The organism is Weissella paramesenteroides, from assembly GCF_036327715.1.
GTDB classification, from domain to species: Bacteria; Bacillota; Bacilli; order Lactobacillales; family Lactobacillaceae; genus Weissella; species Weissella paramesenteroides.
In genome coordinates this window covers 1,015,496-1,033,851 of the sequence record NZ_CP130559.1, presented here as the reverse complement: position 1 = coordinate 1,033,851, position 18,356 = coordinate 1,015,496, and the positions used below count along the sequence as shown (strand labels likewise).

19 protein-coding genes are annotated in these 18,356 nt (G+C 36.3%); 14 read left to right on the top strand and 5 right to left on the bottom strand.

What is annotated here, in order from left to right:
* Nucleotides 1–2: 2 nt before the first annotated feature.
* The 14 genes from QRX23_RS05035 to yidC all read left to right on the top strand — a co-directional run bounded on the left by QRX23_RS05035 (nt 3) and on the right by yidC (nt 13,510).
* Nucleotides 3–473 carry a transcriptional regulator, SarA/Rot family gene (locus QRX23_RS05035; protein ID WP_140836836.1) on the top strand — a complete coding sequence of 157 codons (471 nt, stop codon included), beginning with the start codon at nt 3–5 and terminating at the stop codon, nt 471–473.
* On the top strand, nt 466–1,809 hold the full coding sequence (locus tag QRX23_RS05030) for a dihydrolipoyl dehydrogenase family protein (protein WP_330154894.1): 1,344 nt from the start codon (nt 466–468) through the stop codon (nt 1,807–1,809). Before QRX23_RS05035 ends, QRX23_RS05030 begins: the two co-directional genes overlap by 8 nt.
* A gap of 10 nt (nt 1,810–1,819) precedes the next feature.
* Complete coding sequence (locus tag QRX23_RS05025) at nt 1,820–2,755, top strand: NADP-dependent oxidoreductase (RefSeq protein WP_330154893.1); 936 nt, start codon at nt 1,820–1,822, stop codon at nt 2,753–2,755.
* 33 nt (nt 2,756–2,788) lie between these two features.
* The gene (locus tag QRX23_RS05020) at nt 2,789–3,145 is read left to right on the top strand and encodes a DUF1304 domain-containing protein (RefSeq protein ID WP_330154892.1); all 357 of its coding nucleotides are present in this window, start codon (nt 2,789–2,791) and stop codon (nt 3,143–3,145) included.
* A gap of 299 nt (nt 3,146–3,444) precedes the next feature.
* On the top strand, nt 3,445–4,281 hold the full coding sequence (gene mutM / locus QRX23_RS05015) for a bifunctional DNA-formamidopyrimidine glycosylase/DNA-(apurinic or apyrimidinic site) lyase (RefSeq protein ID WP_002827125.1): 837 nt from the start codon (nt 3,445–3,447) through the stop codon (nt 4,279–4,281).
* On the top strand, nt 4,281–4,880 hold the full coding sequence (gene coaE, locus QRX23_RS05010) for a dephospho-CoA kinase (protein ID WP_150222419.1): 600 nt from the start codon (nt 4,281–4,283) through the stop codon (nt 4,878–4,880). Before mutM ends, coaE begins: the two co-directional genes overlap by 1 nt.
* 18 nt (nt 4,881–4,898) lie before the next feature.
* Complete coding sequence (locus QRX23_RS05005; protein ID WP_330154891.1) at nt 4,899–6,236, top strand: replication initiation and membrane attachment family protein; 1,338 nt, start codon at nt 4,899–4,901, stop codon at nt 6,234–6,236.
* 2 nt (nt 6,237–6,238) lie between these two features.
* Nucleotides 6,239–7,219: a primosomal protein DnaI gene (dnaI, locus tag QRX23_RS05000; protein ID WP_150222423.1), complete on the top strand. Its 981-nt coding sequence runs from the start codon at nt 6,239–6,241 to the stop codon at nt 7,217–7,219.
* The gene (locus QRX23_RS04995) at nt 7,219–8,334 is read left to right on the top strand and encodes a YibE/F family protein (RefSeq protein ID WP_330154890.1); all 1,116 of its coding nucleotides are present in this window, start codon (nt 7,219–7,221) and stop codon (nt 8,332–8,334) included. The genes dnaI and QRX23_RS04995 overlap by 1 nt, the downstream gene beginning before the upstream one ends.
* A complete protein-coding gene (locus QRX23_RS04990; RefSeq protein WP_238698533.1) occupies nt 8,301–9,107 on the top strand; it encodes a YibE/F family protein in 807 nt (268 codons plus the stop codon). The genes QRX23_RS04995 and QRX23_RS04990 overlap by 34 nt, the downstream gene beginning before the upstream one ends.
* A gap of 92 nt (nt 9,108–9,199) precedes the next feature.
* On the top strand, nt 9,200–9,889 hold the full coding sequence (locus tag QRX23_RS04985) for a response regulator transcription factor (RefSeq protein ID WP_002827135.1): 690 nt from the start codon (nt 9,200–9,202) through the stop codon (nt 9,887–9,889).
* 15 nt (nt 9,890–9,904) lie between these two features.
* Nucleotides 9,905–11,383, top strand: coding sequence for a HAMP domain-containing sensor histidine kinase (locus tag QRX23_RS04980; RefSeq protein WP_330154889.1), 1,479 nt, complete (start codon nt 9,905–9,907; stop codon nt 11,381–11,383).
* 82 nt (nt 11,384–11,465) lie between these two features.
* Nucleotides 11,466–12,467, top strand: coding sequence for a nucleoid-associated protein (locus QRX23_RS04975; RefSeq protein WP_330154888.1), 1,002 nt, complete (start codon nt 11,466–11,468; stop codon nt 12,465–12,467).
* Between the two features lie 92 nt (nt 12,468–12,559).
* On the top strand, nt 12,560–13,510 hold the full coding sequence (yidC, locus tag QRX23_RS04970) for a membrane protein insertase YidC (RefSeq protein WP_330154887.1): 951 nt from the start codon (nt 12,560–12,562) through the stop codon (nt 13,508–13,510).
* Between the two features lie 54 nt (nt 13,511–13,564).
* Here yidC and QRX23_RS04965 read toward each other — a convergent pair whose 3' ends face one another.
* The 5 genes from QRX23_RS04965 to mvk form a co-directional block, all read right to left on the bottom strand.
* A complete protein-coding gene (locus QRX23_RS04965; protein ID WP_002827141.1) occupies nt 13,565–14,116 on the bottom strand; it encodes a TetR/AcrR family transcriptional regulator in 552 nt (183 codons plus the stop codon).
* 108 nt (nt 14,117–14,224) lie between these two features.
* Nucleotides 14,225–15,265, bottom strand: coding sequence for a type 2 isopentenyl-diphosphate Delta-isomerase (fni, locus tag QRX23_RS04960; RefSeq protein ID WP_330154886.1), 1,041 nt, complete (start codon nt 15,263–15,265; stop codon nt 14,225–14,227).
* 5 nt (nt 15,266–15,270) lie between these two features.
* Nucleotides 15,271–16,338: a phosphomevalonate kinase gene (locus tag QRX23_RS04955; protein ID WP_150222434.1), complete on the bottom strand. Its 1,068-nt coding sequence runs from the start codon at nt 16,336–16,338 to the stop codon at nt 15,271–15,273.
* Nucleotides 16,335–17,315, bottom strand: coding sequence for a diphosphomevalonate decarboxylase (gene mvaD / locus QRX23_RS04950; protein ID WP_330154885.1), 981 nt, complete (start codon nt 17,313–17,315; stop codon nt 16,335–16,337). Before mvaD ends, QRX23_RS04955 begins: the two co-directional genes overlap by 4 nt.
* Before the next feature lie 17 nt (nt 17,316–17,332).
* Nucleotides 17,333–18,271, bottom strand: a complete 939-nt coding sequence (gene mvk, locus QRX23_RS04945; protein WP_002827145.1) for a mevalonate kinase — start codon at nt 18,269–18,271, stop codon at nt 17,333–17,335.
* Between the last annotated feature and the right edge of the window lie 85 nt (nt 18,272–18,356).

Here is an 18,356-nt window from a genome sequence, read left to right as displayed (position 1 = left end):
ATATGTCTAATAAAGATACACTGTATGATGAATTGTGTTTGTCTGTATATACTACAAATCGTTATTTTCATCATTTATATGGAGAGGTGCTAGGAGATTATGACTTGTCTTACTTGCAGTATATGTCATTGCTTATCGTCTATAAAAATAAATCTGCTAAGTTAATGGATGTCGGTAAGGCATTAGATCTATCAAGTAATACACTGACACCAGTAATTGATAGATTAGTTAGTAAAAAATGGCTTATCAAGGTACCTAGTGAAGTGGATCGACGTGTAAAATATTTAAAAATATCAGAATCAAAGCGTTTAGTTTTTGAACAAATATTATTGAATATTGCAATTATACGAGATGAATTGATTGCAACTAGTACCAAACCAGTATCTACAATTATTTCTGAAAATAAAGTTTTAAACGAGACATTACAGAAAATGATTTTAGCTCGTAAACGGGAGAATCAATTAAATGGATAACTATGATGTAATATTTATTGGGAGTGGTCATGCAGCATGGCACGGAGCACAAACCTTATCAAGAGCTGGTAAAAAAGTTGCCTTGGTAGAAGAAAATAAAGTTGCTGGTACTTGTACCAATTTTGGATGTAACGCTAAAATCTTGCTAGATGGTCCAGCAGAATTAATCCATCATTTGCATCACTATCATGGAATAGGAATTGATGAAACACCAAATATTATTTGGCCAGAATTAATGGCATACAAACATAAGGTAATCGATCCGTTGTCCGAAGGCCTTGCACATATGCTTTCAGTAGATGGTATTGATATTATTTCAGGACATGCCAAATTTATGGATGTAAAAACATTGATGGTAAATGATATAACATACCAATCAGATAAATTTGTTATTGCTACAGGACAAAAACCTGCAAAATTACCTATTCCAGGTAATGAATTATTACATGATAGTACTGATTTTTTGGAATTATCAGAAATGCCACATTCAATTGTGTTTATCGGTGCAGGGTATATCGCAATGGAATTTGCATCAATTGCTCGTGCTGCCGGTAGTGAGGTGACTATAGTTGAATATAGTGATCATGCACTTTCTGGTTTTGATAGTGAATATTCGCAAGAAGTTGTGAGAGATATGATTAATAGGGGTATTAAATTTGACTTTAATCAACGTGTTTCTCAAGTAATTTCGACAGAAAATAATCAGTATATTCTTGAAACAGCTCAAGGAAAAAAGTACACGACTGAATACGTGATGGATACAACTGGACGTACACCTAATATTGAAAATCTTGGATTAGATGCTGCTAACGTTGAATATAATAATCATGGTGTCGTTGTGAACGACTATCTACAAACGTCTAATGTAAATATTTATGCTAGTGGAGACGTTATAGATAAATTAATACCACGCCTTACACCAACTGCAACGTTTGAATCAAACTACATTGCTAGAATTTTATTAGGTGATTCTAATCCTATAAAATATCCTGTTGTGCCATCGGTTGCGTTTACCCTGCCGCGATTAGCTCAAGTTGGTGTCACAGTTGGTATGGCAAAAAATGACAAACAATTAAAGATATACGAAATACCATATGGTAAACTTATGCGTTTTCAGACTTTGAATGATGAAAATGCCAAGATAAAAATTATTCTCAATAAAGACAAAAGATTAGTAGGTGCTTCGATAATTGGCGATTTCGCGCCAGAGATCATTAATGATCTTGTTCAGGTAATAAATCATCAATACACTTCTGAAGATATTCAAAATCAAATTTTTGCATTTCCGACACATTCTGGTATCTTGTTGCCTATGATTGCCCAGTATTTAGCTTAGGAGAAAAATGATGAAAGCAGCTATTATTAAAGAATATGGTGATGTAACTCAACTTGAGGTTACTGATGTAGATAAGCCTATTCTAAAAGAGGATGAGGTGTTAGTAAAAAATTTTGCTAGTAGTATAAATCCGATTGATTATAAAGCTCGTCAAGGGTTACTTCAATCAATGTTTAAATGGCAATTTCCAGTAGTATTAGGTTGGGACTTAGCTGGAAAAATTGTTGCTTTGGGAGATAAAGTACAAGGCTTTAAAATTGGAGATGAGGTATTTGCTCGGCCAGATATAGATCCTCTTGGTACGAACGGATCTTATGCAGAATATACGGCTGTAAAAGAGGATAAACTAGCGTTGAAGCCTGAAAATATTAGTTTCGAAGAAGCAGCTGCAGTTCCTCTGGCAGGCTTAACAGCTTTACAAATGTTAAGACAACTCAATTTAGAAGCTGGTCAAAAAATACTTATCCAGGGTGGTGCAGGTGGCGTAGGTATCTTTGCAATCCAATTAGCAAAAATATTTGGCGCTTTTGTTGCTACTACTGCTAGTGAAAATAACACTGAATTTGTGAAGTCGTTAGGTGCGGATTTAGTAATAGACTATCATGAAAATACAATCACTGAAGTACTATCTGATTATGATGCTGTTTTAGACACGGTTAATGATATAGAGGGTGGTATTAGTATTCTTAAAACTGGTGGAAGTTTTGTAACGATTTCCGGTGCGTTGACTGAAGAACAAAAAGATATGTCAGATAAGCATATAATGACTGGCTGGTTACAGCCAAATGGTGAAGATCTGAGTTTCTTAGGCAAACAAATTAGAAATAATAATTTGAAGATTGTGATTGATAGCACATATCCGCTTACAACTGAGGGAATACAATCTGCCCAAAAGCGTAGTGAAACACATCACGCTCGTGGAAAAGTTATTGTTAAGATAAAATGATGCACATAATTTCTGTCACAGGAGAAAAAATTTATGATTGAAACTATTTTGATAGCTATTGTGAGCATTGAGGCAATAGGTATTATGATTTTAGAAATGTTTGGATCGCCTAAACAACAAGCAAATGCATTTGAATTAGATGAATCTTTTGTTAAAAGGCCTGAAGTTAAAACTTTATTAGCCAATCAAGGAATATATAATGGCCTTTTTGGTGCATTGATTATTGGTACACTCGTATTTTTGAAAGGGCCACAGCAAACAACAATGTTGGAATTAGAAATGTTGTTTGTGGTTCTAGTAGCAATTTATGGTAGTCTAACAGCTGCTAAAAAAATACTCATCATACAAGGATTACCTGCTTTTTTAGCTTTTATGGTTTTAATCTTCTAATCTGAATTAGATAAAATTAAAGCTAGTGCAACAAGTATCATGAAATTCAGCACTAGTTATGAAACGTGGCAAAGTGTAACAGTTACTAACTGAAGTTAAATAAAATCAAACCCACTGAGCTATGCTAAATTGCATAACTTAGTGGGCTTTTTTTCATGTTTCGGATAAGATAGTATAATATTGTGTAGGACTAAAACAGATAAGGTTAAACTTAATAAAGGTTAAACAAAAAATCATCAGTTAAGATTTTTGTTAAGAATAAAATTTAAAACATTGATACAACGGGGTTTAAAAGAGATATGCCAGAGCTACCAGAAGTAGAAACTGTTCGCCGCGGACTGACAAATTTAGTGGCAGGTCGCACGGTTGAAAGCACAGAAGTTAGATGGGAAAAAACAGTCGGCGGTTTTACAGCAGAAGAATTTGATCAAGCTTTACGAAATCAAACAATTCTAAAGATCGATCGTCGCGGAAAATATTTATTATTTAGATTTACAGGTGGCATCACCATGGTGTCACATCTTCGCATGGAGGGATCATACTATACCGTACCAGCTGGGACAAAGCCAGGTAAACATGATTTAGTAACTTTCCATCTAGATCATGGGGTGGATCTGTTCTATCGAGATACACGTAAGTTCGGTCGTATGAATATCGTACCCAATGATCAGGTCATGACAGTGGCCGGATTAGCAACGATTGGACCTGAACCAACAGAAGATACATTGACATTGGATTATATGATTTCTGAATTTGGTAAATCAAAAATGCACGTGAAGCCATTTTTGTTAAATCAGAATCATATTGCTGGATTAGGGAATATCTATGTGGATGAGACACTTTGGCAATCAAAGATTCATCCCCTCACAGCAGCAAATCAATTAACAACAGACGAACTAGCTATTTTACGTAAAAATATCATTGCTGAACTAGCACGAGCAACTGAGCATCATGGGACGACAGTTCACAGTTTTACAAATGTATTTGGTAATGCTGGAGAATTCCAAAATGAATTGCAAGTTTATGGACGAGTGGGGGAACCTTGTTTACGTTGTGGAGAACCATTGGTCAAGATTAAAGTTGCTCAACGAGGGACGACCTATTGCCCAGTTTGTCAGATTGAAAGGACAAAATAATGTTCAAATTAGGACTTACAGGTGGTATTGCGACAGGCAAAACGACCATTTCGAACTATTTAAAAACTAAGGGAATTCCGGTATTAGATGCTGATGAATATGCCAGAAAGGTTGTCGAGCCAGGTACACCAGGTCTAACTGATATCGTGAATACTTTTGGTAAGCAAGTGTTGCAATCAGATGGCTCATTAAATCGAAAACTTTTAGGACAAATCATATTTAATGATATGACAGCGCGTCAAACATTAAATGACATTACGCATCCCCGAATTCAACAAATGATGACTGATGAATTACAAAAATTAGCTAAGGACAAAACACCATTAGTTATTTTAGATATTCCACTGTTATTGGAGAATCATAATATTGCTGGTGCAGACGCAATTATGGTTGTAACAGTACCAGAATCAATACAATTAAACCGATTAATGCAACGGAACAATTTAACTAAGGAAGACGCACAGGGCAGGATTGATGCGCAGATGCCTCTTTCTGAGAAAGAAAAACTAGCAGATTTTATCGTTGATAATTCAGGTACGATTGCAAACACGTTAACCCAAGTGGATAAAGTTATTCAAAAAATTACTGAATCAGTTTAGTAAAGGAGAATATGAATCATGGCGGACTTTTCTATACAACAACGCTATCGGCTTATATATGATGAATTAATTGATATGACCGCAGTACGATCATTAACTAAGGTATACTTACCAATCATTGGCCGTGATGCGTATACCCTTTATTTGGCTTGGGCAACTCTTGGAGAAACATCAGAAGCAAAAGATAGACATGTTGATCTTTTAGATCAATTAGCAATGAATCAACAGGCTTTCCTAACTGCTCGGAGTAAATTGGAGGGTATGGGATTAGTAAAATCATATAAACAAACCACTAATTTTGGCTCACAATGGACGTATCAAATTTTTCCGCCAATGGCAGTGCGCGCATTTCTGTCAGATGCATTACTTTCTAGTCTACTAGCACATTATCTTGGCGATGAATTATTTGATGAACTAGTTAAGGATGAACTACCTGATTCCAAAAAAATTGCTGGTGAGAACGTATCAAAGACTTTTTTTGACTTAGCTGGTCAGGAAAGTTTCGTTCATCGAAATCATGCACCATTTTCAACAAGTGATCACGAGCAAGGTTTAGCTCAAGAAGTTCGTAAGGCCACTAAATCATTGAATTTAGGTCTGATGGCGGATATGTTAAAGTCCTATGGTATTAAATTGAGAACGCTACAGGCTAACGAAGCTGATTTGATGATTCAAAAAACACTGTATGGTTTATCGGATATTGAGTTAGTCAGAGTCATTCAAGCGACAACTTCTCCAAATAAACAAATTGATTTGCCCGCAATTAAGAAATCACTTGAAGGTAATTTCAAAAAAATACAAGTTCGCACAAAAGGTATTGAAACAAAAGTACAAACGAACGAACCCAAACAGTCATCAAATGATGAATCTAACCCCGCAATTCGATTAGTACAGACCGCAAAATCCGTAGCTCCGTTACAATTCTTAAAGAATTTACGGCAAAAAAATAATGGTTTTGTGGCTGATAACGAAGTGAAGGCTATGTCGGATATTGCAGAAATGAATATTGTCGAACCTGAAGTGCTAAACATTGTGCTGTATGAATTAACTGTTATTGAGAACAGAACAACCTTAAATAAAACAATTTTACAGACACTTGTGAATGATTGGGCACAAAGTGATGTTACTGATGCAGTCAGTGCGTTACAATATCTACAACGTCGATCTAAGAAACAGCAGTCCCGACAAACGTCACAATCATCTAAAAAATGGTCACGACAAAATAAGCAAGAAACACGTCCTGATTGGGAAAATCAACATGGTACGCCAATTTCTAAAGCAGATGCCGATTCAGCTAGGGAGGCTTTGGCAGCCATGCGAGCTCGACGCAGACAGAATAATTCAGAGGAGAACTAACTGTGAGTGAACAAGAATTTGAAAAAGAAATAAAAACATCAGACTCATCTCCAATGAATGTTGGGGATGCATTACGGGACTTTATGGATCGAAAGCAATTAAATACTCGATACCAAGCGTTACAAAATGAAGTTTTTAAAGATGCTGATATTCGTCGTTTTTTCAACGAGAACAAGACGAAACTTTCTCGTAAAATAATTGAACGTGATTTCGCAGTTCTTTATGAATATTATTCACAGCGGAATAATGCAAAAAATGGCAAACCAGTAGTCCACAAGGGATATACACCAGCGTTAACCGTTACCGAAGGACGGATTGTTATTATCTATGAACCGGATGAAGAAACACTCTTAGCACAACGCATGAGTATGCAGGCACATTTAGTAAAATCTATTGGTATGCCAAAGTTAATTAAAAAGGCGCGTTTAGACGATTTTTCTGAAAATGATGCTGAGCGACTTGCGGCCTTGACCGGCGTTCTAAATTTTATTAATGACTATATACAAGACCCTGATGAGTATCATCGTGGACTTTATATACATGGTTCATATGGTGTTGGTAAAACCCACTTGATGGGGGCAATGGCAAATGAATTAGCTTTAGAAGGTATTCCTGTTACCTTAGTCCATTTACCAAGTTTTGTTGTGGAAATTCGTGGCTCGATTGGAACAGACCAAAAGCCACAAGAAATGATTAATACGATTAAACAAGTACCTATTCTAGTCCTTGATGATATTGGCGCAGAGTCATTAACTTCATGGGTCAGAGATGATATTTTGGGCGTTATTTTAGAATATCGCATGCAAAATGAACTGACGACCTTCTTTACTTCTAATTTTTCTATGCAGCAATTAGAAAAAGAACACTTTACTGTTACCAAGGATGGCGCAGAACCGGTCAAAGCAGAACGATTAATGCAGCGAATTAAGTTTCTTTCTAAAGAAGTCCAAATGGCAGGAGCAAATCGTCGGGAGTTTAATTAATGCAAAAAAGAAGCACAAGAATCATTGTTTTAAAATTCCTCGTTGTGTTTATTTTGATGATTACAAGCTTTTTTGTATTACGACATAATGCAAGTTGGTATCAACAACCTGTAGGGGAAGTGATGAGCGTGAAAAACTTATCATCTCAATCTCTACAGGACCAATACGGTAATAATATCAAACAACATGATGAGCGGGTTAAGGTTAAAATATTAAATACCGAGAAGAAAAATGAAATTATTTCATTTAAAAACACTTATGATGATGCAATGGCTATTACACAACCTTTACACCAGCATGATCAAATTTTCTTATCAAAGTCAGAAAAATCATGGGGTTTAAAGGACTTTAAAAGAGATGCTTTCTGGATACCAATTTTAATTCTAGTTATTGGTGTATTAATCATTACGACTGGTAAAGCAGGTGTGATGATGACCACATCACTTTTCCTTAATGTAGTACTGTTTATTTTTACAATATATTTGAATTTAATCACAAAGGATGCCAATATTTTCTGGCTGTTTATTTTGTTTAGTCTGGTTGCCTCAGCGATAACATTAATGTTTGTTATGGGAATTAAGAACAGGCTCACTTGGACTGTTCTTTTAACTGTGATTACTTCGACAATATTAGCCATGTCAATTGGTTTGCTGGTATTCAGCTTAACAAAGGGTAAGGGGCTTCATTTTGAATTAATGTCGTTTATAACCCAATTGCCACAACCAATGTTTTTATCAATGACGTTAGTTGGTGTGCTTGGAGCTGTCATGGATGAGGCAACAGATATGATTGCGACACTTTTTAGTGTTGAACGTGAACATCCAGATATTGGTCTAAAGGATCTATTAATTACTGGAAGACATGTTGGTCAAGAAATTTTTGGAGCATTAAGTAATACATTGTTCTTAATTTTTATGGCTGAACAAATACCAATGGCCATTCTATATTTAAGAAATGGGAACAATTGGGGATTCACTTACACAATGAACTTATCACTGGGGATGATTCAAACACTAATCAGTGCTATCGGTATTGTTTTAACAGTTCCAGCTGGTATATTTTGGGTTTGGATCCTTCATAAATGGCAACAAAAGAAAGCAGGTATACAATCATGAGTGTTTTAATGATGTTATCAGTTATCTTATTTGCTTTAATGCTAGCAATTGGTGGTGTTAAAGGAATTGGAGCTTTTGTTAGTTTATGGATCAGTTTTGCCATTATGGTTGTGATGACTATACTAATTAGTTTTCAATTTAATGCCTTCTGGGTGCTACTTATTGGTGGTGCGAGTCTATTAACTGTAACCGTTCTAAGTGCTAGTGCTGATGAAAGAACGACGATCATTGCTTTAATTGCAAGTCTCATTGTTATGTTAATTTTATTAGCAGTTATATTACCTACCGAACATATTGCCATTGCGCAAGGCTTTGCAGAAGAAAATTCTGAGGAGTTGGAGGGATTATCACTAGCCATTAATATAAACTTTGGTACATTAGGAATCGTGGCGGCCCTATTAGCAACTTTGGGAGCGATTGCTGAAGCATCGGTTGCCATTGCAACAGGTATTGGCGAATTATTAAACAGCAAACCATCACTTCAAGATAACGAATTGATAGGCGTTGGACAATTACTTGGGAAGCAAATTATAGGTACTGCTGTTAATACCGTACTCTTTGGTTTTCTAGCAGACTTTCTGAGTCTAGCAGTATTATTTAGTAAATTAAAATATACATTTAGCGAAATTTTAAATGCAAAATTATTTACTTCTTCAATGCTGTCGCTATTATATGCGTTACTAGGTGTCATAATTACCTTACCGATTACAATTATAATTTTTTTGCTTTATCAAAAACACCAAAAAGTCGACGCCAATAGGGGAAAACTATGATTTATTAGAAAATCATGGTATGATTAGAATAAATATGCCAGAGTAGTGGAGTGGCATTATATCTTGTAAGAAAGTAACCAGAGGTATAGCGTATGAGCAGTGTGCTTGTGATTGAAGATGAAGAAAATTTGGCTCGTTTTGTTGAGTTAGAATTACAACATGAGGGGTATGAAACCCACGTTGAGGATAATGGGCGTAGTGGGTTAGATGCCGCCTTAGCAAATGATTTTGACTTAATTTTGCTTGATTTAATGTTACCCGAGTTAAGTGGTTTAGAAGTTGCTCGCCGCTTACGTGAAGAAAAGAATACACCAATTATTATGATGACTGCACGTGATTCTGTTATCGACCGTGTATCAGGATTGGACTACGGTGCAGATGATTACGTTGTTAAGCCATTTGCTATCGAAGAACTATTGGCTCGAGTTCGTGCACTTCTACGTCGTATTGATATTGAAACAGAAGAGCACAGTACGCATCAAAGTGTCGTTCGATATCGTGATCTGACAGTTGAAAAAGAGAATCGAATTGCTCGTCGCGGTAATGAAATCATTAATTTAACAAAACGTGAATATGAATTATTATTAATTTTAATGGAAAACATTAATGTTGTTCAATCACGTGAAGAGTTACTTAAGAAGGTTTGGGGATACGATTCAGAAATTGAGACTAATGTTGTCGATGTGTACATCCGTTACCTTCGTAATAAAATTGATCAACCTGATTCAAGAGCATCATATATCCAAACGGTTCGTGGTACTGGATACGTAATGCGCCAGTAATTTGGAGGAATTTTAATGGGTAGGCAAACGTCCATTATTAAAGAAACACCACAACGTACAGGCCTCTCCTTAAAGTGGAAATGGGCACTTGGATCTGTTGCTGGTGTTTTTTTAATATTTATTATCTTTACATGGTTTGTGATGCAGGCATTTGCAACTCAAATGATGGACACTGAAAAGCAGCAGGTATCTAGTTCGCTAAATGCCGTAACCAATCGACTGCAGCATATCAATGAATCTCAGATGTTACCCTCTGAAATTGATAAATTACTACGCCCAGATAGCACGGATCTTGATCAAGTCGTTAATGATCCAGTGTTGCAACAAATTACTCGAAAAGATTATACGATTCGGGTATACAACGAAAATGGCGCTCAAATATATCCTGTCGGAGGAGCCAGGATTCCATTTCATGAAACTAAGAAGCGCGTTATTAGAACAGAACGTATTCAAGGCGTAAAAATGCTGGTTGGCCATCAAGAATTACGCAACAATAACAATACAATTATTGGTCATATCGTTGTTGAAAATCATTTGACGAGTTATCATAAAACGTTCAATCGTGTCTACTCTATCATTGCAATTCTTATTATTCTTGGCTCATTTTTGATTGCATTATGGGGCTATTGGTTGTCAGGATTTTTCTTGCGTCCAATTGATAATATCAAGAAAACTGTTGATGATATTAATCGTGATCCACAGGCTCAGGTTCGTGTTGTTAATGAAGAACGCAAACCTGATGAATTAACTGACTTATCTAACCTGCTAAATGATATGCTAGACCGCATGCAACGCTTTATTCTACAACAACATCAATTCGTAGAAGATGTTTCTCATGAATTGCGCACACCTGTTGCAATTGTTAAAGGTCACATGGAATTACTAAACCGTTGGGGAAAAGATGATCCGAAAGTACTAAATGAATCCATCGCTGCATCACTACAAGAGATAAGTAGAATGGAAGGATTAGTGTCGGAAATGTTAGACTTGACTCGCGCTGACCAGGTAGAATTAACATTTCGTGATGGCGATACTGATGCAAAAGAGTTGATAAATGGCATTTATACGAACTTCAAGATGATTCACCCTGAATTTACTTTTATGATAGATGATGATTTGAAAGGTCCAACTATTGTTAATATGAATCGTGACCATCTAGAGCAAATATTGATTATTTTGTCTGATAATGCTGTTAAATATAGCCAGGAGCGAAAAGAAATTCATTTTGCTGCTTCACGTTCAGGCAATGTTGTCGAGTTAGCTGTTCAAGACTTTGGTGAAGGAATTAGTCCTGAAGATGCCAGTCGTGTCTTCGATAGATTCTATCGTGTTGACAAGGCAAGGTCTCGAAAGCAAGGTGGTAACGGTTTGGGGCTAAGTATTGCTCAAAAGCTGGTAGAAGGTTATGGTGGACATATTCAACTGGAATCTGCTATTGGACAAGGATCAATTTTTAGAATCACATTACCAATTAAAAACATGGATAAAAATTAATAAAGAAAGTAGGGCAGGATAGTTACGAGAAAAATTTCTTATTGCTATTTGACCTTACTTTTTTGTTATGAAGGATATAAATATGATTATTAAGCACGTGATTTTGCATGTTTTAGACAAAAATAGTGGCAATTTAATTGCATCTCAAAATGAATTAGACTTAGCTCAGCCTAATTTACATGAATACATTGAGAAGTTGATTGAAAAATTTGAAAATAGCGACTACAAGATAGGTCAATTAACTGACAACGATACAATTGGCATGGTTGTATCAGATAATGACACGCGTTCTTTTACAGAGAAAGCAACAGATTTGGCTGAACAATTATTCGAAATTATTGCCCCCAGTGAATCTATTCCAGCAGGAGATTTATTGGTTGTCGAATTCTCAGAGGGTGCGGATGATTTCTTTGGCCTATTGAAATTGAATTTCACGCCGAGATATACACATGCCGTTGAATATCAAGATGACAAATTAATTAACAACTTGGTCTTAAACCAAGCAGTATTACCCGCCGCAACACAAACTGTTGATGAAGGTGTGTTAATTAATTTAATGTCTGGTACCTATAAGCTATTAGAAAAGAGTTATCTAATCGATGGCCATCGCATTAACTATTTTTCGGAGAAGTTCTTGCAGCTTTCACCAGAGAATTCAACTAAAGACAATATTAAAGTGATCAAACAAGCTGTTAAATCTGTCGCTAGTAAATTTGATCTTCCTGAGCATGAAGTGTTAGCAAATACACAGAATACAATTTTTGATAGTGTTCAAGATGATGGTGAAATTAGTACTGCTGCAATTGCTGAATCAGTTTTTAATGGCAATACTTCAGCACAAGAAGCATATCACGAGATTATAAATGATAAGCATTTAAACGAAGATATTGTCGTACCAAATATTGAAAAGATTGAAAAAAAATATCGTTTACAACGTTTTAAACTTGATTCAGGAATTGAAATTTCTATTCCGATGGATATCTACCAAGATAAAAGTAAAGTTGAATTTATTAACAAACCAGATGGTACAATGTCACTCGTTATCAAAGACATTGCATCTATTATTAATAAATTTAGCCCTTAATTTTTTAGGGTAGCCAAAGAATTAGAACATACATCACGTTTCGTGATATAATTATTACTTGAAAAAATGAAATAGGTAGGATGACATACTCCATGAAAATTAAAGGTTTAACACCCATATTATTAATTGTGCTAGTCGTTTTGTTCGTTACTGGACATGCAGATTTTCTGAAAAGTCCATTAACTGACTTTATGAACTGGTCAGAATCAACAATAGGGGGAGTAAATGCAGTTGGCTGGTCAATCATTATTTTGACTTTGGCTGTACGACTAATTTTGCTACCAATGATGGTTCATCAACAACGTAACGCAACAATTCAACAAGAAAAAATGCGTTTGTTGCAACCACAATTAAAAAAAGTACAGGATGCACAAAAAAATGCGCAAACACAAGAAGAACAACTATTAGCTTCACAAGCAATGATGACAATCTATCGTGAGAATAATGTTTCATTATTAGGCGGGATGAACTTTACAACATTGATTATCCAATGGCCAATCTTTATGGGACTTTATTCAGCAATTAGATATTCTAATGAAATAGCTCATGCATCATTTTTTGGCATTAATCTTTCTTCTCACGCACCAATTTTAGCAATTGCAACAGCTGTTGCTTATGGTATTCAAGCATACTTATCAATAATTGGGGTTCCTGCAGAGCAAAAGAAGCAGATGCAAATGATGATGTACGTCATGCCAGTAATGATGTTGTTTATGACTTGGGTTACTAATGCCGGTATTGCGTTATACTTCTTTGCTGGTGCATTAGTGATGATTCTCCAAACTCTAATTATTATTGTTTGGCGTCCAAGGTTGAAAGCTCATGTTGCTGAAACTTTTGAAGTGAAAGATGTTGTTGATGACGCTTTGGCTGGTAAAATTAAGTCAAAGCCAACTGGACGATTTGCTGAAGCAATGCAAGCTGCTCAAGAACAACAACAGCAGCAACAGCAAGCTGGACGTAAAGATATCACAAAATCAACTCAAGAACGTACAAGCAATTCAAATGGTGGTCGTAACGCTGGAAAGCAACAACGTAAATAACACATAATAAAAGGACTTGATAAACAATTTATCAAGTCCTTTTACTTTATATAATCAAATGTTTGCATGTTGAGCAGTGGTCATTTCATTAGCAATTTCTACCATCTGATCTATTGATTCATGTGCGCCAGTTGCAATCCAACGGATAGCTAAAGCGAGCATACCTGATGCAGTAAAGTCAGAAACGTAGTCAATTGACCGATTAAAAGAAACCTTACTTTGTAGTAATTCTGCGTATAAACCATGCAGTATATCTCTTAGTGGCGGATAGAATTGTTCTCGTAACCCAGCATTAAGTAAGACAGCAATTGCAATACCATTTGCTTTTACAAAGCCAAAAAATGCTCGTGAAATATCACTAGAATTTAAAGGTAATTCCGCAGCTTCTTTTTCAAAATCTTGTGTTAATTGGACAACAATAGCTTTAATGACTGCCTCTTTTGTACCAAAATGGCGATAGAAAGCCATCCGTGACACGCCTGCCTTACGGGTGATTTCTGTAACCGCAAGTTGGTCGTAGGATTGACTTTGCAACAATGTCAGCGTTGCGTCAATAATTTGATCGTCAGTTTTTTGACGAATACTTTCTGTTAACATGTTTTTCATATCTTAATTTTACGCCTTTGCATTTAAAGTAGGTGAGAAATTAAGTAAATTGAAGATTCATTTTAAATGTTTAAGAAAACCTTTGTAATTACAACCGAAACCTTAAAATTATAATTGTCGTTGATTTTTATAATTTTGTAGCTCTGTTGAGAGTACATAGGGGACTTTGGTTAAATCATTTGCAGAACGAGCACCAACAAGTGCATATAATTTTCTTAATTGTTGCTGCCAACTTGTGATCTCATTAATTAAACCAGTTGTGCCATCCTGAAGAGTCGTATGAAGAAAATGTCCAGCAACTCCCACGGCTTTAGCCCCTAAGACTTGTGCTTTTAAAACATCTAACGGATTTTGAATACCGCCTGTTGCAAAAATAATTGGTTTTTGCTGTAATGACTGTGCTTCTAACAGACTTTCTGCTGTCGTTTGTCCCCAATCATATAAAAAATCATAATTGAATTCCTTATCACGATAGCGGCGATTTTCAATAACAGCAAAATTTGTACCGGAACGGCCACCAACATTAACGTATTCTGCACCATTTTCGTATAATTTCTTAATCGTTGCCGCATCCATACCAAAACCAACTTCTTTAATTAGGACAGGAACAGATACGGTTTGAATAATTTCGATAATATTATCAAGCCATAAGAAATTTTCGTCTCCTTCAGGCATAACGACTTCTTGTGCGACATTAACGTGTACTTCAAGCGCATTTGCACCAATCATATCAACAACTTGCTGTGCTGATTGTGCTGAATGTCCAGCACCGATATTGGCCATAATAAAACCGTCTGGATTTGTCTCACGGGCAATAGTAAAACTCTCAACAGCATCTTTATCTTTCAAAGCAACACTTTGAGAACCAACGGCCATTGCTAAGCCGGTTTCTTTGGCGGCTTCAGCCAATTGTTGGTTAATACGACATGTACGAATACTACCACCAGTCATTGCTTCAATATAAAAAGGGGTAGTAAAGTTAAAATTTTCATCCCTAATTGCTGTCGAAACATCGCTAATTTTTAATTCCGGTAAACTTTGGTGAATCAGCCGAACTTGTTCTAATGATGATACTGGTTGATGCCTCCGATATTCGGCTTCAGCCAATGCTAAATGTTCATCTTTTCGATGTGCGTGCGCTGATTCCATAACGATTATTCTCCTAATAATGCAATATTTAATGGCAATGGAATAATTCCCTCATTTTGCCAAGCTTGACGAAGTTTTTCAGCCACCTCATCATTATTGGCGATAGCAATAGCGTTATCACCACCACCAGCTCCAGAAACTTTTGCAGGAACATCTAAATCTACGGCTTCGGAAATGGCATTTGATAAATCTTCAGTTAAATAGTTAATACCAACTTGATGAGTATATGTCATTAAGAAGGTCAAATTATAAAAAATGTTTATGCCAATCAATGAATAGTCTGCATTATTGATTCCCATGCTGATATTTGTAATAATATCTCGTGTTTGTAACGCTAACATTTCTTTTGCTTTTACTTGTTCTGCTGAAGATACTGTTTCGAGCAATTTTTGTGTATCTGCAATTTTGCCAGTCCAACCGACTAAAAGTTGCCATTCTGATGGCCAATTTAATTGTTGAACGTCTAAATATGGCCAAGGTGTACTTATGATTGTTTCATAATCTGAATTTTGTTGTATCAACTGTTTTACAAATTGATCATCAAACTTACGATATGAAATGACGCCACCATATGTTGCAGCTGCTAAATCACCCATCGACCCTTTATCAAAATGGGGTAGGGTCAGCATTACAAGTGCACCTAATTTAAACTGCTGTTGTTCAGTTAACTTAAGATCAAGCAGTTTGTGGAATGCCTTTATAATAGACATGACAACTGCAGCAGAAGAACCTAACCCTAACTTTTTACCCTCAAAAGTGAGATCACTTTTGAGGGTTACTTTAATACCTGGAAAAGCGGAAGTATCATCAAAATGATATTTATTCAACACTTGGATCGTGCGTATAACCAATTGCCAGTCATCTGGGTAGGATATCTGATCCAGTTGCTCCACTGGAATAGTAAGATCTCCTAATTGGTCGCTATTCAATTGAATTTCTTGAACATCGATCTTATCAATTGTTGCTGTAATGTACTTGTCAATGGCGACAATAATCGCACTCTGATTTGGTAGAGTAATTGAGTATTCACCGGCAAGGTACAATTTACCTGGCGCTTTAGCAGTTGCTATCATATTTTATCTCCTGAAGTAACTTTTATTCCGTGACCCGGACTAGCGATAATAATTTGCGAACTTGTCACTATATGGGCAAGTTCTTTTTTAATAATGAATGTGTCCTCTGGTCGAGAAATTAATTTCACGTTAGGGCCAGCATCCATTGTTGCATACACAGGAATTCCTTGTTCCCGCAATTCCTGAGCAATCATTATAACTTGCCAACTTTTATCCGTCAAATAGTTAAAAGGAGGGACTGATGTTGTGTTCATTGCATGCATCTGCAAAGCATTTGCTTCAGCAAGTTCACCCAATTTCACAATATCATGTTGTTGAATTGCCAAAATCATGTCATTAACTTGACTATTAGCTAATCTTACCCACATATCATAAAAAGGGGCAGTATTTTTAGCATGTTGCATACCTAAACGTGATCCAATTTTTTTAGGCTGATCATTAATAACCACCGTCAATAATTGAATCGGCCAATCAACTTTTTCAAATATGGGTGTAGCAAATGACGTACGATCATCACCAGGAACCCATTTGGCAAAACCACCAAATATTGATCTTGTCGCTGATCCTGAGCCGTGACGTGCTAATCTAGATAATTCCGTAACACTTAAATTTAATCCTGCAGCTTTGCTAGCAGCACCAGCTAAAGCCGCGAAAGCTGATGCTGAAGAAGCTAACCCAGCTGCTGTTGGAACGTGGTTATTAGAAACAACGTAGGCTTTGTCATTGATATCAGCCATTTCTCGGACTACATCTAAAAATCGACTGACCTTCTGAGCTGCACTACCAGAAATTGTTTCACCATCAAGAATTAATTGATCACTTTGCAGCGACTTATCAAACCAAACAGTTGTATCAGTATAAAATTCGTCTAGTGTCAATGAAATTGAGGTTGTCGTAGGTGTAATGAGTGCTTCATCTACTTTTCCCCAATACTTTAGTAATGCAATATTTGTATGCGCCCGAGCGGTATAATGCATGTTAAATACTCCTAAAACTATTTGTCATTGGTATAATTTTGTGTCCAAACTTCTTGAGCGCCAGCATCTTCTAGTGCCTTGATCACTCGAGCTGTTTGTTCATCATCTTTTGTGATTGCAATCATCGTACCACCGACACCACCACCAGTTAATTTAGCTCCCAAAGCACCAGCATGACGTGCCGCCATAATTAATTCATCTAATTTTGGATGAGAAATGCCTAATGCAGAAAGATGCTTTTGAGCTTCATTCATAAAATGGCCTATTTTCGCTAAATTATTTTCAGCAATTGCTTCTCTGGTTGCTTTGACGATTTCCCCAATTTTATCGATATGTTGTTGTCCAACTTCAGGGTCGTTTGTTAAATGTTCACGGACAACTGAAATGGCTAATCCCGTTTGGCCTTGAATACCTGTGTCGGCCAAAATTAACGTGCCATCTAAAGACATATCAATTTTTTCAGGTTGTTGCCCTTTAATAAACCAAACAGCTTCATCATGTGCTGCCGTTGCAGTATCTAATCCAGAAGGGGATCCATGTGTAATAGCTTCTTCGATACTTGCCCAACGTTGCAGTTCTTGTTTAGATAATGACTCATCGAAAAAATCAAAAAAGGCTCGAACAATAGCGATGGCAGTTGCTGCTGATGAACCCATACCTCGTTCTTGAGGAATATTGGATGTGATTGTCATTGTAAAGGGCATTTCATCTGATTTGAAATGTTGCAATAAACGGTTGATAAGTTGTCGAATTCCCTCATAGACTTCCGCCATTGCTACCAATGGGCCTTGATAGGATTGTGATAGCACAACCTGACCTGCTTCACGTGATTCGATTTTTACAGTCATTGCTAAATCCGTTAAAGGAAGTGCAATAGCTGGCTGGCCGTAAACGACCGCATGTTCGCCAAGTAAAATAACTTTGGCATGGCTGACGCCAATTCCTGGTTTTTTCACTTTGAAATTACCAATCCATTCTATTTTTTATTTTAGCTTTCTTAATCATACCAAATTCAATGACTAATTACATCCTAGATATTAG

Bases quoted from the DNA above. Each gene is read 5' to 3' on its own strand.
- QRX23_RS05035 (WP_140836836.1), top strand. From the start codon at position 3: ATGTCTAATAAAGATACACTGTATGATGAATTGTGTTTGTCTGTATAT.
- QRX23_RS05030 (WP_330154894.1), top strand. From the start codon at position 466: ATGGATAACTATGATGTAATATTTATTGGGAGTGGTCATGCAGCATGG.
- QRX23_RS05025 (WP_330154893.1), top strand. From the start codon at position 1,820: ATGAAAGCAGCTATTATTAAAGAATATGGTGATGTAACTCAACTTGAG.
- QRX23_RS05020 (WP_330154892.1), top strand. From the start codon at position 2,789: ATGATTGAAACTATTTTGATAGCTATTGTGAGCATTGAGGCAATAGGT.
- mutM (WP_002827125.1), top strand. From the start codon at position 3,445: ATGCCAGAGCTACCAGAAGTAGAAACTGTTCGCCGCGGACTGACAAAT.
- coaE (WP_150222419.1), top strand. From the start codon at position 4,281: ATGTTCAAATTAGGACTTACAGGTGGTATTGCGACAGGCAAAACGACC.
- QRX23_RS05005 (WP_330154891.1), top strand. From the start codon at position 4,899: ATGGCGGACTTTTCTATACAACAACGCTATCGGCTTATATATGATGAA.
- QRX23_RS04995 (WP_330154890.1), top strand. From the start codon at position 7,219: ATGCAAAAAAGAAGCACAAGAATCATTGTTTTAAAATTCCTCGTTGTG.
- QRX23_RS04990 (WP_238698533.1), top strand. From the start codon at position 8,301: ATGGCAACAAAAGAAAGCAGGTATACAATCATGAGTGTTTTAATGATG.
- QRX23_RS04985 (WP_002827135.1), top strand. From the start codon at position 9,200: ATGAGCAGTGTGCTTGTGATTGAAGATGAAGAAAATTTGGCTCGTTTT.
- QRX23_RS04980 (WP_330154889.1), top strand. From the start codon at position 9,905: ATGGGTAGGCAAACGTCCATTATTAAAGAAACACCACAACGTACAGGC.
- QRX23_RS04975 (WP_330154888.1), top strand. From the start codon at position 11,466: ATGATTATTAAGCACGTGATTTTGCATGTTTTAGACAAAAATAGTGGC.
- yidC (WP_330154887.1), top strand. From the start codon at position 12,560: ATGAAAATTAAAGGTTTAACACCCATATTATTAATTGTGCTAGTCGTT.
- QRX23_RS04965 (WP_002827141.1), bottom strand. From the start codon at position 14,116: ATGAAAAACATGTTAACAGAAAGTATTCGTCAAAAAACTGACGATCAA.
- fni (WP_330154886.1), bottom strand. From the start codon at position 15,265: ATGGAATCAGCGCACGCACATCGAAAAGATGAACATTTAGCATTGGCT.
- QRX23_RS04955 (WP_150222434.1), bottom strand. From the start codon at position 16,338: ATGATAGCAACTGCTAAAGCGCCAGGTAAATTGTACCTTGCCGGTGAA.
- mvaD (WP_330154885.1), bottom strand. From the start codon at position 17,315: ATGCATTATACCGCTCGGGCGCATACAAATATTGCATTACTAAAGTAT.